Origin of the sequence: Ancylobacter sp. (assembly GCF_965279025.1) — a bacterium.
Lineage (GTDB): Bacteria > Pseudomonadota > Alphaproteobacteria > Rhizobiales > Xanthobacteraceae > Ancylobacter.
Genome location: NZ_OZ257132.1, coordinates 2800562 through 2823573 on the forward strand (window position 1 = coordinate 2800562; position 23012 = coordinate 2823573).

Sequence of the window (23012 nt, forward strand, 5' to 3'; positions counted from 1 at the left end):
GAGGCCGCGATGACAATGTTTGGCTATCGCGTGCCCATGATGGCGTCGCTGCTCGTGTGGTGCGTCATCTGGGAGCTCGTCGGGCGCTCCGGCGCGATGTTTCTCGTCCCCCCGCTCTCCGACGTGCTGGTCGCAGCGGTGGCGCTGGTCCAGACCGGCACGTGGCAGGCGGCGGCGATCACCACCCTGAACAGCTTCCTGATCGGCATGTTCTTCGCCATCACCGTCGGCATCGCCGTCGGGGTGCTGATGGGGCGCTCGACCACCGCCGACAGCCTGCTGGGCATCTGGGTCAACATCTTCGTGTCGGCGCCGCTTTCGGCGTTGGTGCCGGTGCTGATGATCCTGTTCGGCATGGGCGAGACCACGGTGGTGGTGACGGTGTTCCTGTTCGCCGTGTGGATCGTCGTGCTCGACACCCGCGCCGGCATCCAGAGCGTGCCGCCGTCGCTGATCGAGATGGGCCGCAGCTACGGCGCCTCCACCTTCGCGCTCTACGGCAAGATCATCTTCCTCGCAGCGCTGCCGGAAATCCTCGCCGGCATCCGGCTGGGCGTGGTGCGCGGCGTCAAGGGCGTGGTGATCGGCCAGCTGCTGGTGGCGATCCTCGGCTATGGCGAGTTGTTCGAGCTCTACTCGCGCAATTTCGACATGGTGAATTTCTGGGCCCTGACGATCATCCTCTTCGCTGCGGCGATGGGATTGTCGGCCCTGATCGAAAGCATTGAAAAACGCGTCGACTATTACGCAGGAGTACGCTGATGAACGCGCCTATCGAGAACGCCGCCTACGTGATCACGCCTCCTGGCATTCCGACGCTGCCCGTCGAAGGCTCGGACCAGCTGTTCCCGATCCACCGCATCTACTGCGTCGGCCGCAACTATGCGGAACACGCCATCGAGATGGGGCATGATCCGGACAAGGAGCCGCCCTTCTTCTTCCAGAAGAACCCCGACAATGTCATCACCGATGGCACCTTCCCCTATCCCGACAAGTCAAACGACGTGCATTACGAGCTTGAGATGCTTGTAGCCATCGGCAAGGGCGGGGTGAACATCCCGGTCGAATCCGCTCTCGACCACGTCTGGGGCTATGGCGTCGGTCTCGACATGACCCGCCGCGACCTGCAGGGCGAAGCCAAGAAGCTCGGCCGCCCGTGGGAAATCGGCAAGGCCTTCGAGGATTCTGCGCCGTGCTCGGCGCTGGTGCCGGCTTCCGTCATCGGCCACCCGGCTGACGGCAAGGTTTGGCTCAACGTCAACGGCACGCAGCGCCAGCTTGGCGATCTCAACCAGATGATCTGGAAGGTGCCGGAGATGATCTCCTACCTTTCCGGCCTGTTCGAGCTTCAGCCGGGCGACGTCATCATGTCCGGCACCCCCGCCGGCGTCGGCGCCATCGTGCGCGGCGATCTGCTGGAAGGTGGCGTCGACGGTGTCGGCACGCTGACGATCAAGGTCGTCTGACCTGCTTTGAAGACGCACCCGGCGGTACGCCGCCGGGTGTGTTTCCACATGCCCGCCACGACAAGACGGCTCCCGCGCGCTCCGCAGGATCGAGAACTGCCAGACGCCGCTGCCGAGCGAAGCCATGCGCGCGATCCCGGCTATGTGGACAGCGCCGCAACCATTCCCAAGGCGACATCCGGCGATCCCCGCTTAAGACCGCCTCGCATAGCCGGTAGATGGCGCCATCGCCCACCCATGCTGCAGGATGGCGTGCGCGCCATCGCATGCCGTCGCCATGCGGAGAGGATCGACGCGCGATCCCGCAGCGGCGCCGGCGCGCGGCCGCTGCTGGAGCGGCCGTTCGTCAAGGCATCATCCGGACATGCTGGTCGTAGAGGATCCAGACGGTGCCCGACACCATGATGAGCAGGATCAGCACGGTGAATAGGATCAGCATCAGGTCATCGCGGTGGGAGCGTTCGAGATCGATGTGGAGGAAGTAGCGCAGGTGCACGATCGCCTGGACCAGAGCGAGCAGCCCGAGCGCGGCAAGGGCCGCGCCGCCGCTCAGTATATCTAGCCACACCACCGCGAACGCAGCCGTGGTCAGCAGCAGCGCCAGGATGACGCCGACGACATAGCTTCGCCGCTCGCGCCCCTCGTCCTCATATTCGGCCGGCGGCATGTCGGCGGGCAACCGGTTGCTCATGACGCGACCCCGAACAGATAGACGAAGGTGAAGATGCCGATCCAGACCACGTCGAGCATGTGCCAGAACAACGCGAGGCGCATCAGCCGCAGCTTCACCGGCGTGCTGAAGCCGATGAGCACGACCTGAACCGCCATGATGGCCATCCACACCAGCCCGGACGACACGTGCAGGGCGTGAGTGCCGGTCAGCAGGTAATAGGCCGAGAGGAAGCCGCTCGCCTGTGGCGGCGCCCCATGCGCGGTGATCATCACGTAATAGTCGTGCAACTCCATGCCGACGAAGGCGGCACCGAGCACGCCGGTTACGAGCAGCCAGATCAGCACGCCCCGCCGGCTTTCACGATATTTCATTTCCAGCATGGCGAAGCCGAAGGCGAAGCTGGAGAGCAGCAGCAGCAGCGTTTCGATGAAAGCGGCAGTGAGGTCGAACACCTCGGCAGGCCGTGGGCCTTCGGCGATACCCTGGACGCTCATCGCCGCATAGGTCGCGAACAGCACTGCGAACAGCACCAGATCGCTCATCAGGAAGATCCAGAAGCCAAACAGGACCTCCTCGGCCGCTTCATGGCTCTCGGGATCGGTGCCGGCGAGGTTCAGCCCGGGATGAAGGCGTTCGGACAGGCTCATGGCAGCACCTCCACGGTGGCGCCGGAGGAGGTGGCACCGGAGCGACCCTCGAGGCCTTCGGGAAGCGCCCGGCCCCGGTTCGCCGACGTCATCTCCTGGTCGCGGGTGACGCCCGGCGCGGCCCGCGCGGCGGCGAGGAACGCCTCGTTCGCCGCCTTCACCGTCGCGGCGGGAACGGTTTCCTCCGTGTCGGTCTGGAAAGAGCGGGCGATCACCACCGCCCAGATCAGCACGAAGGAGACGATTACCAGCCACCAGATGTGCCAGACGAGGCCGAACGCCCAGGCGCAGGCGAACAGGCCGATCAGCGGCGCCGTCGCCGTGTTGCGGGGGACCTCGATGTCCTCATAGGCCGCCGGCGAGCGATAGGCGATGCCGGCCTTCTTGGCCTCGTGAAAGGGGTCCTGCGAGGCCACCTGCGGCAGCACAGCGAAGTTCCAGGCCGGCGGCGGCGAGGGGATCGACCATTCCAGCGCCCGCCCGTCCCAGGGATCGCCCAGCGGCGCGGCGAGCTGCGCGCGCTGGCGCACCGACACCACGATCTGGACCACCATAAGCGCGAAGCCGGCGAGGATGAGCGCAGCGCCGGCCATGGCGAGGGCGAGCCAGGGCCAGTAGTCGGGATCCGACCACATATAGGTTCGGCGCGTCGCACCCATCATTCCGAGCCAGTAGAGCGGGAAGAAGGCCAGCAGGAAGCCGGGCGCGAAGCACCAGAACGAGGCCCGGCCCAGTCCCTCATGCAGCCGGAACCCGAAAACCTTGGGGAACCAGAACTGCACCGCCGCGAACATGCCGAACAGCACGCCGGGAATGATCATGTTGTGGAAATGGGCCACAAGGAACAGCGTGTTGTGGACCTGGAAATCGATACCGGGATTGGCGAGCAGCACGCCCGTCATGCCGCCCAGGATGAAGGTGAGCAGGAAATTGATGTGGTAAAGCATCGGCGTGGAGAAGCGGATGCGCCCACCCACCATGGTCAGCAGCCAGTCATAGACCTTCACGCCCGTAGGCACGCCGATGATCATGGTGGCGATGCCGAAGATGGCGTTCACATTGGCGCTCTGGCCCATGGTGAAGAAGTGGTGCAGCCACACCGCGAAGGAGAGCACGGCGATGCACATGGTGGCGTAGACCAGCGAGGTGTAGCCATAGATGCGCTTGCTGGAGAAGGTGGCCACCACCTCGGACCAGACGCCGAAAGCCGGCAGGATGAGGATGTAGACTTCCGGGTGCCCGAACAGCCAGAACAGGTTGGCGTAGTTCATCATGTTGCCGCCGTTGCCATTCGTGAAGAAATGGAAGCCGGCATAGCGGTCGAGGGCGAGCATGACGGTGGCAGCGGTCAGCGGCGCCATGGCGAAGATCATCAGGATCGAGGTGCACAGCGTCGTCCAGGTGAACAACGGCATGCGGAACAGTGTCATGCCGGGGCAGCGCTTCTTGTAGATCGTCACGGCGAAGTTGAGGCCGGTCAGCGTCGAGCCGATGGAGCCGAGCGACACCGCCCAGATCCAGTAGTCCACCCCTTCGCCCGGGCTGAACGCGATGCCGGTGAAGGGCGGATAGGCGCTCCAGCCGCCGGTGGAGAACTGGCCCACCACCAGCGACACCATGATGAGTACCGCACCCGCCATGGTGAGCATGAGCGAGATGGCGTTGAGCAGAGGGAATGACACGTCGCGCGCGCCGATCTGCAGCGGCATGACGTAATTCATCAGCCCGGTGATGAACGGCATCGCCACGAAAAAGATCATGATCGTGCCGTGGGTGCTGAAGAGCTGCCCGAAATGATCGGCCGAGAGGAAGCCGCCACTGTCAATGGCGGCGAGCTGCTGGGCGCGCATCAGCGCCGCCTCGATGACCGCGCGGGCGAACATCACCAACGCGATCGCGATGTACATGATGCCGACCTTCTTGTGGTCGACACTGGTCAGCCAGTCCCGCCACAGCGGCACCCACCACCCCTTCACCGTCAGCAGGATGATGGTGGCGAGTGCACCAAGCACCGCGACGGAGCCCGCGCCCGAGGCGATGAACTCGCTGAGCGAGGGGTCTTCGATTGCCCCCGCGAAGACGAAGGAGTTCCATGTGATCTGGCCGAATATCAGCTCCCAGTTCATTGCACGGCCTCCGGCGTGTGGTCGTGGCCCTGATGGGGTGCGGGCGGAACGGCCATGTCCGCATGGCCGTGGCCCTGGAGCATGGCGGGCGCGAAGCGCGCTATTACCTCGTCGAACAGGCCGGGGGTGAATTGCCCATAGAGCACCGGCTCGCTCACCACGGAGGGTGGGAGCAGTTTCGCGAAGCCTGCGGCATCGAGCGCGGTTCCCTGCGCCTTGGTCGCCTCGACCCAGCCCTCGAAGGCGTCCGGGCTCATCACCCGGGTAGTGAAGGACTGGGTGGCGAAGCCAAGGCCATTATACTGGGTGTTGCGGCCGGTGAAGTCGCCGGTCTCGCTGGCCACCAAATTGAGCTGCGTCTGCATTCCCGTCATCGCATAGATCTGTCCGGCGAGGCGAGGAATGATGAAGGACTGCATCACCGTGCCGCTGGTCAGCTTCAAGGTGACCGGGCGATCCTCGGGGAGGGCGAGCAGATCGATCGTCGCCACACCCTGTTCGGGGTAGAGGAACAGGAATTTCCAGTCCAGCGCTACCACCTCCACCACCAGAGGGTCGGGGCCGAGAGCGCGGTAGGGATCATTTTCCAGCGTGTGTTTCCACAGCGCCGTGCCAAGGGCGAGAACAAGCGCGACCGGGATGCCCCAGATGAGCAGCTCAAGGCCCCAGTTGAACTCCCAGTCCGGTCGATAGGTGCCCTTGCCGCCTCGGCGGTAGCGGTACAGCACGATTGGCAGCGCCACGAACATTGGCACGATCACGATGAGCATCAGCGCGCTGATGACGCCGAAATGCGAGAGCTGCGCCGACGCGACCGGCCCGGCGGGCTCCAGGAAGCTGCCGGCGGAAGCGATGCCCACCCAAGCGACTCCCGGGACGGCTGCGCAGAGCAGCCCGACTATTGCCTTCAACGTCACGCTGCCCCCTTGCGACAGTTACGCGCCATTCCGCGTGCGGCTTCTCATCTGAAGCATCCGTCCCAACCCCTTCCGTAGGAGAACACGAATGGCGACGGATATCATCCTGCTGGCCGCCAAAGATTGCGGAAAATTCATGCCTCAGAGACGGCCTCCGCGAGGCGCCTGCCTTTCCCCATACTCGACCGAGCGCCAGACGAATGAGATACAATCAATGCTTCTATTGGGCTTTGAAGCGCTGGCGATGTTCCTGCTCCTCGTGCTTCTGCCGGCCGGCCTGTTGATGGGAACCCCGCGCTATGCCAGATCGGCGGGAACCTTCACCATCTTCTACGTCGCGGCGGCGGCGACCGGGAACGTCTTCACGCCCGATCCGCTCGTCTTCGCCAATTTCTGCTTCGGCCTGGTCTTTGGCATGTTCGTCTGCCTCTTGGTGGCGCGCCTTGTGCCCGCGACGACTCAAGCGTCCCGGCGCCGAGCTGTCCAGCGCACGTTAGGGGGCTTCCTGCCCGACATCGCACGTAGCGAGCGCGCGGCTTCGCACGTGGCGCGTGATATTCTTGATAATCTTGGCGCCCTTCTGCCGCAGCTTTCCCTCGCGCGTCCCGAGCATGACAGCTTGCTGCGGGGCATGCTCGCCTGCGCCTCGAGCGCGCGCGAACTCGGCCGGTTGCGACAGGCGATGGAGGATCCGCACCTGCCGTGGACGGCACGCGAGGCGCTCGGCGCGCGCCTGCAATTATTCGCGGCGCTGCTATTCCCGGCGCCATCGCGCGCCGCGGCGCCGGGCGATGCGAGAGCCGCCCCGGCAACAATGTGGCCCGCGCTGGAGGCGTCCGATGTCAAGCCGGGCTCGCGCACGGTGCGCATGGTGGTGGAAGTCGCGGCGAGTCTGCGCTTTCTTGATGATCGCCTGTTGCGCGACCACGCCTTCCTCGATCTCGCCACTCTTGATGAACGCCTTCTATGACGTGGAATCCGCTGTTTTATACGCTCGATTTCTTCGACTTCTACCTGCCGCTGGTCTTGCTCTGGGCGCTGGCTGGCTGCGGGCGTCGTCCATGAGAAGTCCGGGCGCGGGTGTCGATACGCTCGCGCCCGCGCAGCATCCCCGCGCCAAGGCGTCGTCGAGGCGGAAGACGTACGAGCGCGACAAGATTCTAAAATCGGTAATTCAACCCAATCTTGACCATGTGCAGGTCGATTGAGTTCGATGCGCTGCGGCCGTCTGTAACGCTTGAACTTCCGGGGTGATTGGTGGTCATGTAGGTCGGAATTTCGGTCGGCAGGCAGAAGTCGCCGCCGAGTATTTCGCAGAGAAACGGGTCCGGTGGCTCGATGGTCGCGCCGGTCTGCTCGGTGGTCGTATAGTCTTTGCCGACACCCGCCCGCGCATTGGAAAATTCGGCGGCCTTCGCCGTGAGGCGGGTAAAGCTGTAATCCGCCTTGATCGACCATCTGTCGCTGATGGCATATTCCGCGCCGCCGCCAACCGTCCATCCACTCCGGTCGAGCTTTATTGTTTCCGTCGACGCGATCTTGGTGGAGGTGCCGAAGGAATCAGAGCCCCACGCATTGTCGGAGATGTATTGGTCGCGCGTGGTGTTCTCCCTGGCGAATGCCGCGCCGCCGGTGGCGTAGAGGAACAGCCCGTTCTCGAAGGCGTAGCCGATGCGGCCACGTATGCTCGACATTAGGTCGATGTCGTAATGGGTCTCCGCCTGGAGCATCCCCGTGCCGGCCAAAGTGCCTTCCGTGGCGAGGGCCTTCTGGGAGCCGGTGAGATAGGTCTTGCTGACATCCACCTCCATGCCGAACACGAAGCCGTTCGTCAGCTGGTAGTTGAAGCCGCCTTGAGCGCCCCACAAATAGTTGTCCCGCAGATCAAGATTGGCGGATTCGGTGCCGGCAATGCTGTTCGGCGAGCCGCTGATCGTCGTTGTCGTGCCGCCGATATGGGCCAGAACGCCGCCCGTGTGGAAGCCGGCATAAAGCCCGGTCCAGTCCACCCCGCGCTCATGACCCCGAAGCGGCGGCATGAGCGTGGGCATCGGCTGGTCGCCGCCGAATGTACCAGTCAGGCCAGCATAGAATGTGCGCCCGGGACCAGGCTGGTTCACCAGTCCCAACGGATCGACATAGTACTGGTCCGTCAGATTCTCGACGCGGATGCTGGCCGTGAGATTTTCATTGATCTTGTACTCCGCGAACACGTCCACCAGCAGATAGGGGTCCCAATTTATCTGCGTGATGAACTGGGCGGCACCCTGAGCCGTCACCTGGCCGTGCCCGATGGCGCGCGGCCCGATATACGACACCTGGCCCCCCAAAGTCAGTGTGTCGTCGAGGAATTTCTGCGACAGCGTCAGGTTGACCATATATTCCGGCGGCACATGATTGGTGGCGTAATCTCCGTACAATGTCTTGCTGTCGCAATTGTCAGCGGTGCGGCAATACTCGATATCCAGATAGTAATTTGCTCCGAATGCCGCGGTGAACCCGGCATTTTCATAGCGGGCGGAAAATTCGAGGCCGGCGAATTTCGCCCGGTCGATATTGTAGACCTGCATGCCGAACCACTCATAGCCGTCGCCCTGGAACGCGCGGAATTCCCGGGTGACGTAGTCCTTCACGTCCCAGTTGAAATAGCTGAACTTCAGCATTCCCTGGTCGTTGGCCGAGAATAATCCGTCCCTCACATAGTTGGCGCCGATTTCCCAGTTGCTGGATCGCTCCGGCTTCAGGTCCGGGTTGGGAATGATGGTGAAGGCGGATCCTGCCTCGAACAGGCTCGGGAAGCGCAGCGCGTTCGAGTAGTTCACATAGAGCTGTGCGCCGTCGACCGGTTCCACCGTCACGCCGACCGACGGGCTGAACCCGCCTTCGTCGCGCTCCGGCTCCGGGTTCACATAGGCGCTGTTGGAATTGGTGGAGCGGTCATCCGACCAGTAATGCGAATAGCGCAGGCCGGCATTAAGCGTCAGCCAGTCCAGCGGCTGGTAGGCGACCTTGCTGAACACCGCCGCCTCCTCGCGCGCCGCATCGCGCAGATTGAGCCAGCCTTCCAGGGCCTGGGAATAGTCGCTCGGACGCGTGTCCTCGTTGAGGTAGGACAGGCCGGTGACAAGGTCGAGCGAGCCGTATCGCTCGAAGCTCAGATGGGAGGTGTTGGTCGCGTCCGCGCCCCACATCACCGTGTCCGAGCCGGTGCGATAGCCCGCCGGCAGCCCGAGCGATTCCGGCGTGGGTATGGTCGAGCCTCGCCGCGGATTGCGCAGTTCCAGCCGCGTCGTCCAGAGATTGGACTTCAGGTCGATCAGGTCGTTGTCGTCGGGATCCCAACGATAGCGCAGCGTGCCGGTATCCACCGTCGTGCCCGCCGTCTGTTCCTGCTGGGTGGACTGGCCACGTTCGCCGGTGAAGCGCGAGGCCAGCAGGTCGCCTGCCTCGGCGCGATACCCCGTATAGCCCGCCTGCAGGCTGTGGCCGTCGCCGAACCGCATGGTCGCCTTGGTGATCCAGGATTCCGTTTCGAGCTGCGTGTTCAGCGCCTCCTCACCGGCGCGGTAATTGGTGAGGCCTGTATTGTCGACATACTCCGGCCAGTCGGCGCAGGTGTAGGTGCCGCAGACGGTTCTTGGTCCGGTATTGACCGGGTTCGCCCCCGGTCCGTTCTCGCCGGCGAAGTAATTCCCGCGATTGCGATAGGCATAGGCGGCGAAGAGATCGTAGTTCTCCTCCTTCACGCCCGCGGCAAAACTGGCCGAGCCATTTCTCGGGTCGAGGGTGCCAGGACGGTCCATGCCGGACGCTGAGGGCACGGCGACGGGAGTGGAGGACGGCGTGGACGGCCAGAGATAGCCGCCCTTCGCGCCCGCCTCGGGTTCCGCCGAATTGGTGCCGAACTCGCCCTTGACGCGCACGCCCCATGTCTCGCCCGGCTTGACGATGTCGCCGGCATCCAGCGTGCGCATCGCCACGGTGCCGGCGATGCCGCGTGAGGCGACATCCGACCCCTTTGTGATCTCGATGCCGGCGAGCAGGTCGGGATCGACATAGGTGCGGTTCGAGAGCCCCTGATAGCCCTGATACACCGTCACCCCGTTCTCGGCGCCATCAATGGTGGTGGCGACGCGCCCGAAGCCCTGCATGCCGCGTATGTTGACATCGACGGCGCCGGCCCCGTTGCGCGCTTCGCCCGACATTACTCCGGGTGTGCCACGGAAAATGTCGGCCGGGCTGCTCCCACGGAAGCGTTCGATGGTCTCGCGCGAGATATAGGCAACCGGCGCCGCCGTCTCGAACGGCCTATCTACGGGATTGCCACCGTCGGAAACCGTGATGACGTCGAGGGCTATCGCATCGTCAACCGTGCCGCCCGTGGCGGCACCCTCGCCCGCGTTGCGGATCGTCACCGTCGCGCCGCTGACATTGTAGGCGAGGTCGGTCCCGCGCAGCAGCGCCTCGAGCGCCTGATGCGGGGGGTAAGTGCCCGTCAGCCCCTGCGTGCTCCGCCCGCTCAGGACCTCCGCCGAGGCGAGGAAGGTCATGCCGGACGCGCGCGCCCAGGCGTTGAGGGCGCGGCCGAGGCTTCCCGCCGGGATGCTGTAGGAAAATTGCTGCTGCGCCATCGCCGGAGGGCCATAGGCCAGCGTCGCCAGGGTTGTAGACCCGAGAAAGAACGCAAGGCGCGCCTTTCGGAACATGCTCCTCCCGTCGAGCCGCATCGTCAAATCCTCTGTCAAGCGTTTTGCCCCCTGCGGGGCCTCAACAGGGAAAGACGCGGTTCAGGAGGAACCTGACAGCACGAAGCAAAAGATCATAATTAATCCAATTCGTTGCTGCTCTCTTATTCGGCCGCCCGCCTTATCAATATGAGATAAGGCAGGCGCGTGACCCTCACCGGCAGCGTTTGCTCAAGAGCAAGGAAAAACTCATTGACATTCCGCGAGGAAAAGGCACCGGTGACGGGAAGTTGCTTGAGCGTGTCGTCCATGAAGACTATGGCGCCGCGCCGGTACCGTCCCATCTCCCGGGCCACCTCGCCGAGCGGGCGCCCCTCGAACAGGATTTCGCCCCGCCGCCAGGCCGTCACGTCCTCGACGTCGACCGCGCGAGGCGTGCTCAGGCCTGTCGCGGGATCGAAGTCGACGCCCTGCCCCTCGCCGACATCGACACGGCCTGCCGAGGCCAGTGAGACGCGGACACTGTGCTCGGCGACACTGACATCGGTGCGCGCCCCGTCCCGGCGTATATTGAACGCGGTGCCGAGCGCCCGCACCTCGCCCCCGCCCGCTTCGACGATGAAGGGACGGGACGCGTCTGCGGCGACCTTGACGAAGATCTGGCCTTCGAGCACGCGCAGCCGCCGTTCGGCGGCGCTGAAATCGAGATCGACGCTCGTGGCGGAATCCATGACGAGGGAAGAGCCGTCATCGAGTGCTACGATGCGGACTTCCCCGACCTGCGTTGCCTGGTCTGCAAACCAACTGGAGAAGAATCCGGAAGCACCCACGCCGGCCAGGGCGGCGAACAGGACGAGCGCGCCCGCCACCTTCCGCACAGCCGGGCGCGACGGCTTCAAGGCCGGGCCGAGACGGCTCCAGACATGTTCCGCGCGCGCAGCGGCCCCGGCATGGCTCGGATGAGCCATCTTCCACTCGTGGTAATCGATCCAGTCCTGCTCCGTCTCACTGCCCGAATGCAGACGGACCAGCCAGGAAAGCGCCCGCTCCGTCAGCGGTTCGTTCGTGGTAGGAGCACTCGTCCTGCGCCTCATGGGAGACCATCCATGACGTTAAAGACGCGCGAGAGTCTCTTCATGACACCGCGGCCGGTGATTTTCTAGAAGCCGGCTTCGCTGAGCCTGACGACGCAATGCGTGAGCGCGCGCGAAATGTACTTGTTGACCATGCTGGACGAGACGCCGAGCCGGACGGCGATCTGCGCATGCGTCATCTGCTCAACCCGGTTGAGAAGGAGCGCTGTGCGGGCGTTGGTCGGCAATTCGTCGAGAGCCCGGCGCAGCGCGCCATATTCCTGCCGCGCCGACAGGCGGCGCTCGGGCGAGGGGGCAATGTCCGCCAGTTCGTGGGGCGACACGGCATCGAGCGCCACCATCTGACCGCGCCGTCGCTCGCGGCGGGCGATGTCGAGAACGAGATTGCTGGCGATCCGCCAGAGAAAGAACCGGGGCGTCTCGGCAACCGTGCCGGTCTGCCGCACATGCGCGATATACCGGACGAACGCATCCTGCACGAGATCGGACGCCGCCTCACGGTCACGCAGCTTGCGATAGGCGAACGTTGCGAGTTCACGGTGATACTCCCGGAACAGGCCATCCAAGTCAGCCGATGAGGGTGAGGCAGATCCCATGCCTCGCCTTAGCGTGGAGTCAAAAACAATGCAAATTCAATTGTTTATATGATTTCTAGAGTGGTCGGGGGTCTGATCCCATCGCGTTGGGTCCTGCGCGGAATGGCGCACTCGGCTGGCGGGCAGAGACGCCGCGCTATCGGTGCGTGCGGCCTGATCGTAGCCACCATGAGAAAAGGGCCGCCCCTTTCCGGGTGGCCCGATTTCCCGTGTGCGCGGTAACGCTTTCGCGCGGTGGTTGCGGAAGCTGGCCCGGTGCTCAGTTCTGGGTGATGCCGAACTGCTTCAGGAAGCCTTCCTGCTCCATGACGAAGTTCGCCATGAAGACCCGGTAATCCGCCTGGCTCATATAGCCTGCCACGAGGGCGTCGGCCTCGTATTCCTTCCTGAAGGCGGGATCGGCGAGGATGGCCTGCACGGCTTTCTCCAGCTTGGCGATGGTCTCGGGCGGGACGCCCTTGGGTACCGCGAGGCCGCGGAACTTGCGGATCACATCCTTGTCGAGACCCTGTTCCTGGATCGTCGTCGCATCGGGCAGCGCCTTGAGGCGGTCGGGATAATAGACGCCGAGCACCTTCACCTTGCCGGCCTCGATGTAGCTGTTGAGTTCCTGCAATTCGCCGACGCCGAGGTCCACGCTGCCGCCGAGCACATTGATCAGCAGCGCCGCGCCGTCATCCTGCGGAATGACGATCGCCTTGGCATCGTTGGCGCTGTTGATGCGCTCGAGGATCTGGCGTTCCAAAGACCCGGCGGTCGAGCCGCCCCAGCGCGCCTTTCCGGGATTGGCCTTCGACCAATCGACCGCATCTTTCATCGTGTTGAAGGGGCTGCTCGACAGCGCGTAGATGATCTCCGGGTCGAAGAACACGTTCACCGCATAGTCGATGTCCTTGTAGGTCACCGGCGGCGCACTCAGCAGCGAGGTCGTCACATGGGTCGGCGTGGTGGCGTAGAAGACGGAGCCGTCCGGCTTGGCTTTGGAAAGCTGCGCCATGGCCTTGGCGCCGCTGCCGCCGGCCCAGTGGTCGACCACGAAGGTGATGCCCATTTCCTCGCTCAGGGCCTTGCTGAGCTTGCGCAGGAACAGGTCGGAACCCGAGCCCGGCTTGGAGTGTGTGGTCAGGGTCACCGTCGTGACCGGGTAATCGTACTTGTTGGACTGCGCAGCCACGCTACCCGCGCAGAGAAGGGTAAGCGATGCCACAAGTCCTACTGCGATTTTCAACGGCATGTTTCTCTCCCTGGGATGAACATCGCGTTTGCGCGATTTATATCTTATATAAGACTTAGTTTTTGCCAGAAGCGCAATTGCCCACGGCGACTTGGCTCAGGTCAGTTCGACGACATATTCGTGAGCGTCGGTCAGGCACCGGCTCACGCGCCACTCCACATATTGTCCGTCGATCGCGGCAGCGAGGCGATCCACCTCCAGCAGAGGCGTCCCGACCGGCACGTCGAGAAGCGCGCTGTCCTCCGCGGAGGCGGCGACGGCCGTCAGCCGCTCCACCACCTTGACCACCAGCACGCGGTAGCGCCGCTCTATGATGCCATAGGTCGTTTCCGGCAGCAGTTCCCGGTAGAGGTCCGCAAGTCCGGGGAACAGATAGGCGGGCTGCGCCACCCGCTCGACGATCTTCGGAACGCTGCCGAAACGCCGCATGCGCAGCGAGCGAACGACGTCACGCTGCGCGGTCGGCATGCGCAAATGGGCATGCTCTTCCTCCGTCGCGGGCGCCGTTTCGATCGAGACGAACTCGGTCGAAGGCGCCTCCATCGCCGTGCCGGACTTCGGCAGCACGCGAAAGAAATGATAGGTGCTGTGCCGCATGGACGAGGCATTTACGAAGGTGCCCTTGCCCTGCTGGCGCACGACGATGCCCAGCGCCGCCATTTCGTCCAGCGCCTTGCGCACCGTGCCTTGGTGGACGCTGTACTCCGCCGCCAGCCGCATTTCGCTCGGCAGCAACTCGCCCGGCCCCCACTCGCCCTTGATGACGCGGGCGATGAGCAGATTCTTGATCTGCGCATAAAGCGGCATCGATTCCGGCAGGACGCCGGCGGGCGGGCGGGGTTGTGAAACTGGCTGGCTCATGCGGCGTCCGCACTTTCCCATCGTCGGATTCGGTGTGACGAGGACGTCATAGCATTCCCTTCGGGCCTGCGGAGCCGTGCCGCACCGTCATGTGCGGAAGCGGCCCAGCATAGACATGTCGGGGCAACTCGGCAGTTCGAGGCAGAAGCGCAGAAGGTCGTCGGCGAATTGCGGCGAGAGGCCGCCATAGGCGACATTGCCGCGCGCCTTGGCGACCAGCTCGGCGCGTGTCAATGGTTCGCGCGCGCCGCCGCGGAAATGCGGCTGGCGATATTCGACCACGCGCCCGTCGTCGAGCGTCACCTTGATGTGGCCGCTATAGTTGCGCGGGTACTCGTTGTTTGGATCGATGACGTAGCGGATCTTGCTGGCCAGCGCGAGAATGCGCTCGTCCTTCGCCTTGACGTCGGTGAACTGCTCCAGCCCGGCGTCGCCGTCGAAATAGCCGACCGCCATGCAGAAGGGCATGCTGAATTTCGCGGCATAGCCCGATGGCGGGCGATGCTTCACCGCCAGCGGTTCCCACAGCCGGTCGACCAGCCCTTCGCCGGTCTCACACTCGATGGAGACGATGCGCTCGGGCGCGATGCCTTCCTCGCGGAAGCGGATCATGCAGTCGATGAAGGGGTGGATCATCGTCCCGCAGGCATAGGGCTTGAAGGCGATCTTTTCCATGAGCCACTCCTCGCCGAGCCCCTTGAGCAGCGGCTCGTAATTCGGCTGGGCGTCGCGGCTGAACACCTTGAAGATGTTGCGCGCCCCCTCGAAAACAGTGCGGGGCCCGACATAGCCGGCGCGTCCCAGCAAGGCGGCGCGGTAGCCCGACTGCGCGGCCCAGCCGGGATGGATGCGCTTGGTCCAGGCGCCTTCGGTCAGGAACTCGCCAATACCGGAAGCAAAGCTGCCGGAGATGCCGAATGCGAGGGTGAGTTGGCGGGCATCAAGGCCGAGCGCCACGCCCGCGCCGGCCGTCGCCCCCAGCACGCCGATGATGCCGACGGGGTGGAACCCCGCCTTGTGCATGGCGCCGGGCACCACATGGTTGAAGCGGCACACCATCTCCATGCCGGCGATCATGCCGCGCAGCGCGTCCTCTCCGGTGCGGTGATAGCGCTCGGTGGCCGCCAGCACGGCCGGCAGCACCATGGCGCCGACGCGGATCGGCGCGCCTTCCAACGTGTCGTCGAAATCCTCGCCATGCGTCGCCGTGCCGTTGATCAGCGCGGCGCCGGCGGCGTCCAGCGGGCGGGAGTGGCCGATGGCGGTGCATTCGCCCTCACCATCCCACCCCTCGATGAGCGAGGCGATATAGTCGGAGTTGCGTGCGGCGACGCACAGGCCGGTCATGTCGATGAGGTTGCTGATCGCCATCTCCTGCGCCTTGGCCCCCATCTCTTCGAGGGAGAGGCGTGTCAGGACGGCGGAAATGCTCTCGGCGAGCGCGGTGCCCTGAAAAACGGCGGCTTCGTCGGTGGCGGTGGCATGCGACATGTCAGTTGTTCTCCAGGCTTCCGACGAGGCCGAAAATGTGACGCCCGCGGATACCCCGGCGGGCAAGTTCCAGTTCGATCACTTGGTGGTCGTCGACATCGAGATTGACGGCATTCCCGAAGGTGCCGACGTACCATTTCTGCGCCGCGCCGTCCTTGGCCTGGAAGATCAGGTCCTTGATGTCGAAGCGGGCGGCGATGTTGAGAATGACGTCCCAGCGGTTCGACTCGACGTCCTCGCTGATGCCATCGGCCTGCACCAGCACCTTCCAGGCGCCGGCCTTCTGATAGGCTTCGATCTGCCGAGCGATATACGCCCCGCTCTTTGTCCAGTCCTCGGCGCCCTTCTGGCCGGCCTCTGCGACGACCTTGAGACCCGCCTCGCGCGCCATGCCGATGAGCCGGCACTTGTCGTCGAGCGACATTGCCACCTGGGCGCTGGAGACCTCCACCGCGTCGGCGCCGAACGCCTTCACCTCGGCATAGAACTGCCGCGACACGCCCTGCATGAAGGCGGCTTCGGTAATGTCGCCGGCGAAGAACACGGCGATGCCGGCTTCTTTCAGCAGGGCGATCTTCCGGCGGATGAAGTCCGGCCTCATCAGCCGGTAGGTGCCCATGCCGAACTTGAAGAAGTCGATGTGGTCACCCGCGGCGTCGATGAGGTCGGTAGCGCGGGCGAGGCCCATGCCGCGGTCGGCGACGATGGTGAGGCCGCTTTCGCGGGGCCGCGAGGGGCGAGGCGCCATGCGCACGAAGGAAAAGGCGAAGGGGTCGGAGTCCACAAGGGGGGGCGGGTTTGTCTGGGCGGGCATTTTTCTCCCCGAGGGCTTGTTTGATATCTCATGTCTTATATAAGACAGAATAGTTGCGCAAGAGACGCGAGGGGAGCGCCCCGGCGCTCACCAAGGGAGGAAGCGGATTGCTGGTTCTGTCCAATGAGGACGCCGAGCGTCTTCTGACGATGCGCGAATGCATGGACGCGCTCGCCACCGCCTATGGCGATGCCGCCGCAGGCGCCGCACTGAATGGGCGCCGCTCCGACATGTTGACTCGCACCGCGCGCGAGGACGCGGTGTATTGCCTGAAGCTCGTCGGCGGCGTGGTGCCAAGCCTGAAGATCGGCTCGCTCCGGCTCAATTCCGACATCCTCACCTTTCCCGAGACGGATGGCCGCCGGCGCAAGGTGAAGGTGCCGGCCGCGCCGGGGAATCGTTGGGTCGGCCTCGTCATGCTGTTCAGCACCGATACGGGCGAGCCGCTGGCGATCTTTCCGGACGGGGTGGTACAGCGCTTTCGCGTCGGTGGGGCGAGCGGTCTCGCCGTGCGGCATCTCGCGCGCGAGGATGCGCGCGTTGCCGCCATTATCGGCACCGGCTGGCAGGCCGGCGCGCAGGCGATGGCCGTGGCCGCCGCCCGTCCCATTGAAGAGATCCGCTGCTTCAGCCCCAATTCCGAGAGCCGCGCCCGCTTCGCGCGGGAGATGACGGCGCAGCTCGGCCTGCCGGTGGTGCCGGCCGAGACGGCCGAGGCTGCCGTGCGCGGCGCCGACATCGTGCTGTGCGCGACCAACAGCTTGCAGCCGGTGCTCCACCGCGAATGGCTGGAGCCGGGCATGCATGTGGGTTCGATCCGTGACCGCGAACTGCCGCCCGAGGTGCTGAAGGCGGTGGACCGCGTCATCATCCACGACCCGGACAATATGGGGAGTGATCACCTCGTCATTGCCACGGGGGTGGATTATCGCGAGGGCACGAAGGAGATCGTCGGCGATCCCGAATTGCAGGCACTGACCCGCTCGCCCTCGCTGGCCCAACTCGTCGCCGGCCAGGCGGCAGGGCGCGAGACCCCGGACGAAATCACCTGTTTCCTAAACTATCACGGGGTTGGCTACCAGTTCGCGGCGACCGGGGCGGTGCTCTATGCCAAGGCGCTGGCCGCCGGCGCCGGGCACAAGCTGCCGGGCGAATGGTTTACCGAGACGGTGCATCCCTGATGCGCGCCGATAGGAGCCGAACCATGAAAAGCCGGCTGGGCAATTCGAGTGTCGGGCTGTGGACGGGGCTCGTTCTGCTGGCCCTCTCCATTGTCTACTGGACGCAGGCCGATGCGCTGCCGCGCAGTGCGCTGGGTGGCTCCGTCGGTTCGGACGGGCTGCCCAAGCTGCTCGGCGGCGCCCTCGCCGTGATGTCGTGCCTGCTTATCGTGCAGTCGCTTCTTGCCAGCCATCAAAAGCGCCAGCAAGAGCGGGACGATCTTCCCTCCCGCGACGAGGTGTTGCGGGCACTGGGCTTCTGGATCATCGCCGCCGCCTTCGTGCTGGCGCTGCCATGGCTGGGCTATCCGGCAGCGGTCGCCGCCGTCCTGCTGGTGATCGGCATATATTACGGGCGACGGCCGTCGCTGAGGCTCCTCGCCTTTGCCGTCACCGGTGCCGCCATCTTCTATCTCCTGTTCCACACGCTGCTGGGCATGCCGGTGCCGCAGGGCATGTGGATGGAACTTCTGGCGCGCTGACAGGCGGGCTGGCAGACACGCTTCGGAGTGAAGCATGCAGAATTTCATGTATCTGGTGGAGGCGATGGTCTCCCCGTCCATCATCGCGGCCGCTTTCGCCGGCTGTCTCTGGGGGATGATGGGCGGCTCATTGCCGGGTATCAGCACCTCCATCGCCATGGCGCTGCTGCTGCCCTTCACCTTCGACCTCAACCCGTCTACGGCGATGGTGCTGCTCGCCTCCGTCTATGTCGGGGCCGAATATGGCGGCTCGATACCGGCCATTCTGATCCGCACGCCCGCTTCGGGATCGGCGGCGGCCACCGTGTTCGACGGCTACGAGATGCACCGGCAGGGCCGCAGCGGCGAGGCGCTCGGCCTGTCGCTGGTTGGCGGCACCATCGGCGGCCTCGTCGGTCTGCTCGTGCTTGCCACGGCAACCGAGAAGGTGGCGCAACTGGCGCTGCTGTTCACCCCGCCCGCCTATGCCGCGCTCGGCATTCTCGGCATCAGCGTGGTCGCCTCGGTGTCCTCGGGCGCCATGGTGAAGGGCGTGATTGCCGGCATTCTCGGCCTGATGCTCGCCACCATCGGCACCGACCCGATCTCCGGAGTCGGCCGCTTCATCTATGGGCAGGCCGACCTCCTGGAAGGCGTCAGCATCATCTTGATCATGATGGGCCTGTTCGCGCTGAGCGAGCAGATGATGCAGGCCGGCCAGCCCGACATGGCGGCGGACCCCGAGGCGCGACGCTCCACCCGGCTGGTGCTGCCGAGCCTGAAGACGCTGTGGCGCCTGCGCGTGCCGCAGGTGATCGCCTGGGTGCTGGGCCTCATCGAGGGTTTGATGCCGGGCGGCGGCGGCTCCGTTGCCTCCTTCATGTCCTATAACGAGGCCAAGCGCTGGTCGAAGGAGCCCGAGAAGTTTGGCCATGGCTCGGAAGAGGGCGTCATCGCGCCAGAGACCGCCAACAATGTCGTGGCCTCGACGGCGCTCATCCCGACGCTGAGCTTCGGCATTCCCGGCTCCAACTCGACCGCGGTGCTGCTTGGCGCGCTGTTGATCCACGGCCTGCAGCCGGGACCGCTGCTTTTCGCCCGCCATCCCGAAGTCGTCTACGGACTGTTCGGCGGTCTGTTCATCGCCAATTTCGCCATGCTAGCTCTGGGCGTGATCCTGCTCTCGCCGATCATCTGGCTGGTCAATCAGCCCAAGCCGTTCCTGCAGGGCGGCATCTTCATCCTCATCATGTCGGGGGTTTATTCAGTGAACAACAGCACCTTCGACCTCGGTCTGGTGCTGGCGATCGGCATGCTCGGCTTTACCCTGCGCGCGCTGGGCTTCCCCCTGCTGCCCATGGTGCTCGGCGCCGTGCTGGGGCCGATGATCGAGTCGAACTACCGGCGCTCGCTGATGATGGGCGGCGGCGACCTTTCCATCTTCGTGCGCGACCCGATAAGCGCGCTGCTGCTGGGCCTCGCCCTGCTGATGCTGGTGACGTCCTTCATCCGCGAGACGCGCCACGCCAAAAAGACCGCCTGATAGGTGCAACGGGCGCCCCGCCCGGCGAATACGTCTGGGAAGGTTAGCCTCGTGTTGGTACAGGTGCGGAGGCATAGGGATCGAGCGTGGGGCGGACGCTTGGCTCACATCAACACGTCTGCGTCGTTGCACTGGTCAAAACGATCTGCCAGGGAATGCAGTGGCTTCGTTGCCGCTGACGAGCCAGCGCCAACTAATCGATAAACCCATAGGACTTTGCGGTTTTCTTCACCTCCATACAGTGCGCGGCCCTGGCGTCGGCGGACATGCTCTTGAGGTCGAACGCGGCGTTGGAGGTGAGCAGGCTCAACCTGCTTGCAAATTCGACGAGGTCGCCGCCCACACGCTTCCTGACCAGGGCCTCGATGGCCTCCGGCCGATATTTCAGCCCGCATACGGTTTCCGACGCGAGGAGATTGCCGAGCTCGTTTCCAAAGAACGTCGTATCCGCGCGCGCCGTGCTTGCGAGCATGACGAGGGCGACAGCGAGTATCAGCGGCTTCATGACCAGCCTCGGCAAGCGTGACGAAGCGTCAATCAAGCGCCGCGACATGGTGGGTGCGCAAGTCATGATCGCGGCCTTGGCCGGTTGGCGACGCGCAAGTCGGGCGCGAACCGCTGGCCCGGCTCTCACCAAGTGGCATCCTGCTCGCCGACAAGGCCTATGACCCGGATGCCATCCGCGCCCGGACGGCAGATCGCGGCGGCGAGGCAAGAGCGACACGAGTAAGATATGTCAGTACCGCTTCCAGTATTCCAACCGATGGAATCCTGATATTTTATGCATCTGTTGCCCCTGACGAGAGGCCGGGAGTCATCCGCCTCATGGCAATCAGGGGGACCGCAATGGCACGCGCGATCAGGGCGCTGGCATTGTAGCGTCGTCATGGACGACAAGGAGAGCTGAGATGTGATCAGGAAAGGGCAGGGGCACCCCGAAAATGATCGAAAGCGGACCGACATTCGCTCGATCGATCATGATGCGCTGGACGGTCTTATTGTTGGTACTACAATCATTGCGGAGTGAGAGCTCGATTCTTCGGGGATATCGAATGATGCCGCATGAAGATCGTATTGGAATGTATTATAAGATTGCCAGTGAGAGTATCATCTTCGAAAGATTTGAAGATCAGTCTATCGTTTTGAATCTGGATTCGGGGGCTTATTTTAATCTCAACAGCACGTCCAGTTACATCTGGAATTGCCTGTGCGCAGGTGCGTCGACCAAAGAAATCATTGATATTCTTTCTGCTCGATTTGAAGCGGACATTGTGTCTGGGTCATTTCATGACTTCTTAGAGAAGCTTATCGACGCGGGCCTTCTCGTCGAATCGTCCTCTTCCTCGACCTCATCTTCCCCGGCCAGTCCTGATTTTTCATGGAGCGAGCCGACGCTTACCGCCTATTCCGACATGAAGGATCTGTTGGCGATGGACCCACCGCTGCCCATGTCGATTGGCTGACGGCGGGCCCGGAGAATCGCCTTGTACGGTTTCCAGGAAATGGCGACCGCGTTTGACGCGGCGCAAGGGCCATCGAGGTTGCTGCGAGGGACGTTGGGTGGCCATGACCTTACGACACACTTTGTAGGCGAGAGCCTTCGCGCGGCGATCGGGCCGGTCTTTGATTACCTGACGGGAGGAGGTGCGGGGCGGCAAGGTGCGGCCGTGAAGCTGTGGGACGTCGCTGCGACGGAAGTGACAGCTCCCCCCGTTCCGGATGAGGCTGAACGTGACTGGGCGGGACCGGGGTGGCGTTTGCGTTGGTTCGGCAGTGGCCGTTATCTCTGCGAGGAGCGACCCTCCAGCCTGCTCTGGCTGGACCGCGAGGAACGTCAGCTCATCGGCTGTTTCGCCGATTCCCGTGCATTGGAACGAGGCACCATAGCGCGTCCGTTGCAGCGCATGATGAGCCTCTTCTGCCGGTCGCTGGGCATTCAGGAAATTCATGCCGGGCTGCTGGCGCGAGACGGCTGCGGCGCGCTGCTGGTCGGTCCCGGGGGACGGGGCAAGAGCACCACGACAATCGACGGGCTCGCCAGCGGGCTGGATTTTCTTGGCGACGATTCAGTGGGCCTCGGCGATGGGCCGGAGGGCAGCCTCGCTGGCCACTGCCTCTATGCTTCCGCGCGAGTGATGCCGGGCCAGATGGAGCGCTGGCCTCGGCTGCGTCCTTACTGGCTGCCCCCTCTGCCAACCGAGCAAAAGCACCTGCTGCTGCCTTCTGCACTGCCTGACACGCGGCTTGCCCAGAATGTGAGGATAGTCGCTACCATCCTGCCCCGATACGTTGGCAACGGCGTCCGGTTCTATCGCGGGGCGCCCATTGAGGCCTATCATGCGCTGGTCCGCGATAGTCGCGACAATCGGCGCTTTGGCATGACCGAGACCGAGGCGCGCCGTTTTGCACGCCTCACTCGCGAGACCGCCATCTACCATCTTGAAGTGGACCGCGATCCGGCACAGGTCGCGGCCGCCTGCCTGGATATCATCGAGAGATCGTCCTAATGGCTCCCCTGATCAGCGTCGTCATGCCGGCGCACAACGCGGAGCGTCTCCTTCGCCGGTCGCTGGGAAGCCTGCTGGCGCAAAGCTGGCGCCCGCTTGAAATCCTGGTTATGAGCGACGCCTCGACCGACCGGACGGAAGAAATAGGCGCGGCGTTCGGGCCGCCGGTGCGCGTCATCCCGTGCGATTTCCGACATCCCATTCCGACCCGCAATCTCGGCATAACGCAGGCGCAAGGCGAATTCATTGCCTTCCTCGATCATGACGACTTTTCGCCGCCTGACCGCTTTGCGCTGCAGATGGCGGCGTTCCAAGAGGATCCAGAACTCGACGTGTGCGTCGGCATGGTCCAGCGGGTCCGCTGGGCAGGCGGCGAGGCTCCGTTCGTGCCCAAGGCCGATCCTGTGCCGGGTTATCTCACCATCACCATGCTGGCGCGGCGGCAGACCTTCGACCGCGTCGGCCTGCTAAACCCTTCGCAGTTGCACGCGGACTCGGCCGAGTGGTTCCTGCGGGCCAGGGCGCTCGACATGAAGGTGAGGCTCCTGCCGCAGGTCCTAACTCTCCATGTCGATCACGAGGAAAATCGGTCGGTGACTCACGGAGAACGCTCCCGGAAGGAATTTCTGCGGCTTATCAAGGCCAAGCTGGATCGCGAGAGACAAGGCGAATGACAT

At 64.2% G+C, this 23012-nt stretch carries 21 protein-coding genes; 9 read left to right on the forward strand and 12 right to left on the reverse strand.

Going from position 1 to position 23012, the window contains the following annotated elements:
• Positions 1 to 9 precede the first annotated feature (9 nt).
• Positions 10 to 762: an ABC transporter permease gene (locus ACQY76_RS12825; protein ID WP_428029125.1), complete on the forward strand. Its 753-nt coding sequence runs from the start codon at positions 10 to 12 to the stop codon at positions 760 to 762.
• The gene (locus ACQY76_RS12830; RefSeq protein WP_428029126.1) at positions 762 to 1466 is read left to right on the forward strand and encodes a fumarylacetoacetate hydrolase family protein; all 705 of its coding nucleotides are present in this window, start codon (positions 762 to 764) and stop codon (positions 1464 to 1466) included. Before ACQY76_RS12825 ends, ACQY76_RS12830 begins: the two co-directional genes overlap by 1 nt.
• Positions 1467 to 1812: 346 nt before the next feature.
• Here ACQY76_RS12830 and cyoD read toward each other — a convergent pair whose 3' ends face one another.
• From cyoD to ACQY76_RS12850, 4 genes are read right to left on the reverse strand one after another with little or no spacing between them, the layout of a single operon-like run.
• Complete coding sequence (gene cyoD / locus ACQY76_RS12835; RefSeq protein ID WP_428029127.1) at positions 1813 to 2157, reverse strand: cytochrome o ubiquinol oxidase subunit IV; 345 nt, start codon at positions 2155 to 2157, stop codon at positions 1813 to 1815.
• Entirely contained in the window at positions 2154 to 2786 is a 633-nt protein-coding gene (locus ACQY76_RS12840) for a cytochrome c oxidase subunit 3 (RefSeq protein WP_428029128.1), read from the reverse strand. The genes cyoD and ACQY76_RS12840 overlap by 4 nt, the downstream gene beginning before the upstream one ends.
• The gene (locus tag ACQY76_RS12845) at positions 2783 to 4912 is read right to left on the reverse strand and encodes a cbb3-type cytochrome c oxidase subunit I (protein ID WP_428029129.1); all 2130 of its coding nucleotides are present in this window, start codon (positions 4910 to 4912) and stop codon (positions 2783 to 2785) included. Before ACQY76_RS12845 ends, ACQY76_RS12840 begins: the two co-directional genes overlap by 4 nt.
• Complete coding sequence (locus tag ACQY76_RS12850) at positions 4909 to 5772, reverse strand: COX aromatic rich motif-containing protein (RefSeq protein WP_428029130.1); 864 nt, start codon at positions 5770 to 5772, stop codon at positions 4909 to 4911. Before ACQY76_RS12850 ends, ACQY76_RS12845 begins: the two co-directional genes overlap by 4 nt.
• Positions 5773 to 5917: 145 nt before the next feature.
• Here ACQY76_RS12850 and ACQY76_RS12855 point away from each other — a divergent pair, with 145 nt between their 5' ends.
• Positions 5918 to 6799, forward strand: a complete 882-nt coding sequence (locus tag ACQY76_RS12855; protein ID WP_428029131.1) for an FUSC family protein — start codon at positions 5918 to 5920, stop codon at positions 6797 to 6799.
• A 190-nt stretch (positions 6800 to 6989) separates the two neighbouring features.
• Here the strand turns inward: ACQY76_RS12855 and ACQY76_RS12860 are convergent, their stop codons facing one another.
• The 7 genes from ACQY76_RS12860 to ACQY76_RS12890 all read right to left on the reverse strand — a co-directional run bounded on the left by ACQY76_RS12860 (position 6990) and on the right by ACQY76_RS12890 (position 16604).
• Positions 6990 to 10535: a TonB-dependent receptor domain-containing protein gene (locus ACQY76_RS12860; protein WP_428029132.1), complete on the reverse strand. Its 3546-nt coding sequence runs from the start codon at positions 10533 to 10535 to the stop codon at positions 6990 to 6992.
• Between the two features lie 143 nt (positions 10536 to 10678).
• A complete protein-coding gene (locus tag ACQY76_RS12865) occupies positions 10679 to 11608 on the reverse strand; it encodes a FecR family protein (protein WP_428029133.1) in 930 nt (309 codons plus the stop codon).
• Positions 11609 to 11673: 65 nt separating this feature from the next.
• Complete coding sequence (locus ACQY76_RS12870; protein ID WP_428029134.1) at positions 11674 to 12174, reverse strand: sigma-70 family RNA polymerase sigma factor; 501 nt, start codon at positions 12172 to 12174, stop codon at positions 11674 to 11676.
• 289 nt (positions 12175 to 12463) lie between these two features.
• Positions 12464 to 13438 (reverse strand): tripartite tricarboxylate transporter substrate binding protein, encoded by a 975-nt coding sequence (locus ACQY76_RS12875; RefSeq protein WP_428029135.1) that lies wholly within the window; start codon positions 13436 to 13438, stop codon positions 12464 to 12466.
• 96 nt (positions 13439 to 13534) lie between these two features.
• Positions 13535 to 14299, reverse strand: a complete 765-nt coding sequence (locus ACQY76_RS12880; RefSeq protein WP_428029136.1) for a GntR family transcriptional regulator — start codon at positions 14297 to 14299, stop codon at positions 13535 to 13537.
• An 87-nt stretch (positions 14300 to 14386) separates the two neighbouring features.
• Positions 14387 to 15790, reverse strand: a complete 1404-nt coding sequence (locus ACQY76_RS12885) for an MmgE/PrpD family protein (RefSeq protein ID WP_428029137.1) — start codon at positions 15788 to 15790, stop codon at positions 14387 to 14389.
• Between the two features lies 1 nt (position 15791).
• On the reverse strand, positions 15792 to 16604 hold the full coding sequence (locus ACQY76_RS12890; RefSeq protein WP_428029138.1) for a phosphosulfolactate synthase: 813 nt from the start codon (positions 16602 to 16604) through the stop codon (positions 15792 to 15794).
• Positions 16605 to 16711: 107 nt separating this feature from the next.
• On the opposite strand from ACQY76_RS12890, the gene ACQY76_RS12895 reads away from it, so the two are divergent.
• The 3 genes from ACQY76_RS12895 to ACQY76_RS12905 are packed head-to-tail and all read left to right on the forward strand — an operon-like array spanning position 16712 to position 19828.
• Positions 16712 to 17785, forward strand: coding sequence for an ornithine cyclodeaminase family protein (locus ACQY76_RS12895; protein WP_428029139.1), 1074 nt, complete (start codon positions 16712 to 16714; stop codon positions 17783 to 17785).
• Positions 17786 to 17808: 23 nt separating this feature from the next.
• On the forward strand, positions 17809 to 18306 hold the full coding sequence (locus tag ACQY76_RS12900; RefSeq protein WP_428029140.1) for a tripartite tricarboxylate transporter TctB family protein: 498 nt from the start codon (positions 17809 to 17811) through the stop codon (positions 18304 to 18306).
• 34 nt (positions 18307 to 18340) lie between these two features.
• On the forward strand, positions 18341 to 19828 hold the full coding sequence (locus ACQY76_RS12905; RefSeq protein ID WP_428029141.1) for a tripartite tricarboxylate transporter permease: 1488 nt from the start codon (positions 18341 to 18343) through the stop codon (positions 19826 to 19828).
• 193 nt (positions 19829 to 20021) lie between these two features.
• Here the strand turns inward: ACQY76_RS12905 and ACQY76_RS12910 are convergent, their stop codons facing one another.
• On the reverse strand, positions 20022 to 20333 hold the full coding sequence (locus ACQY76_RS12910; RefSeq protein WP_428029142.1) for a signal recognition particle: 312 nt from the start codon (positions 20331 to 20333) through the stop codon (positions 20022 to 20024).
• A 547-nt stretch (positions 20334 to 20880) separates the two neighbouring features.
• On the opposite strand from ACQY76_RS12910, the gene ACQY76_RS12915 reads away from it, so the two are divergent.
• Genes ACQY76_RS12915 through ACQY76_RS12925 form a run of 3 tightly spaced genes read left to right on the forward strand, consistent with a single transcriptional unit; the run spans position 20881 to position 23009 of the window.
• A complete protein-coding gene (locus ACQY76_RS12915; RefSeq protein ID WP_428029143.1) occupies positions 20881 to 21291 on the forward strand; it encodes a PqqD family protein in 411 nt (136 codons plus the stop codon).
• A 21-nt stretch (positions 21292 to 21312) separates the two neighbouring features.
• Positions 21313 to 22335 (forward strand): hypothetical protein, encoded by a 1023-nt coding sequence (locus ACQY76_RS12920; RefSeq protein WP_428029144.1) that lies wholly within the window; start codon positions 21313 to 21315, stop codon positions 22333 to 22335.
• Positions 22335 to 23009 (forward strand): glycosyltransferase family 2 protein, encoded by a 675-nt coding sequence (locus tag ACQY76_RS12925; RefSeq protein ID WP_428029145.1) that lies wholly within the window; start codon positions 22335 to 22337, stop codon positions 23007 to 23009. The genes ACQY76_RS12920 and ACQY76_RS12925 overlap by 1 nt, the downstream gene beginning before the upstream one ends.
• Positions 23010 to 23012: the final 3 nt, after the last annotated feature.

Bases quoted from the DNA above. Each gene is read 5' to 3' on its own strand.
- ACQY76_RS12825 (WP_428029125.1), top strand. From the start codon at position 10: ATGACAATGTTTGGCTATCGCGTGCCCATGATGGCGTCGCTGCTCGTG.
- ACQY76_RS12885 (WP_428029137.1), bottom strand. From the start codon at position 15,790: ATGTCGCATGCCACCGCCACCGACGAAGCCGCCGTTTTTCAGGGCACC.
- ACQY76_RS12830 (WP_428029126.1), top strand. From the start codon at position 762: ATGAACGCGCCTATCGAGAACGCCGCCTACGTGATCACGCCTCCTGGC.
- cyoD (WP_428029127.1), bottom strand. From the start codon at position 2,157: ATGAGCAACCGGTTGCCCGCCGACATGCCGCCGGCCGAATATGAGGAC.
- ACQY76_RS12865 (WP_428029133.1), bottom strand. From the start codon at position 11,608: ATGAGGCGCAGGACGAGTGCTCCTACCACGAACGAACCGCTGACGGAG.
- ACQY76_RS12840 (WP_428029128.1), bottom strand. From the start codon at position 2,786: ATGAGCCTGTCCGAACGCCTTCATCCCGGGCTGAACCTCGCCGGCACC.
- ACQY76_RS12860 (WP_428029132.1), bottom strand. From the start codon at position 10,535: ATGTTCCGAAAGGCGCGCCTTGCGTTCTTTCTCGGGTCTACAACCCTG.
- ACQY76_RS12910 (WP_428029142.1), bottom strand. From the start codon at position 20,333: ATGAAGCCGCTGATACTCGCTGTCGCCCTCGTCATGCTCGCAAGCACG.
- ACQY76_RS12875 (WP_428029135.1), bottom strand. From the start codon at position 13,438: ATGCCGTTGAAAATCGCAGTAGGACTTGTGGCATCGCTTACCCTTCTC.
- ACQY76_RS12905 (WP_428029141.1), top strand. From the start codon at position 18,341: ATGCAGAATTTCATGTATCTGGTGGAGGCGATGGTCTCCCCGTCCATC.
- ACQY76_RS12925 (WP_428029145.1), top strand. From the start codon at position 22,335: ATGGCTCCCCTGATCAGCGTCGTCATGCCGGCGCACAACGCGGAGCGT.
- ACQY76_RS12915 (WP_428029143.1), top strand. From the start codon at position 20,881: ATGATGCCGCATGAAGATCGTATTGGAATGTATTATAAGATTGCCAGT.
- ACQY76_RS12900 (WP_428029140.1), top strand. From the start codon at position 17,809: ATGAAAAGCCGGCTGGGCAATTCGAGTGTCGGGCTGTGGACGGGGCTC.
- ACQY76_RS12880 (WP_428029136.1), bottom strand. From the start codon at position 14,299: ATGAGCCAGCCAGTTTCACAACCCCGCCCGCCCGCCGGCGTCCTGCCG.
- ACQY76_RS12855 (WP_428029131.1), top strand. From the start codon at position 5,918: ATGGCGACGGATATCATCCTGCTGGCCGCCAAAGATTGCGGAAAATTC.
- ACQY76_RS12890 (WP_428029138.1), bottom strand. From the start codon at position 16,604: ATGCCCGCCCAGACAAACCCGCCCCCCCTTGTGGACTCCGACCCCTTC.
- ACQY76_RS12845 (WP_428029129.1), bottom strand. From the start codon at position 4,912: ATGAACTGGGAGCTGATATTCGGCCAGATCACATGGAACTCCTTCGTC.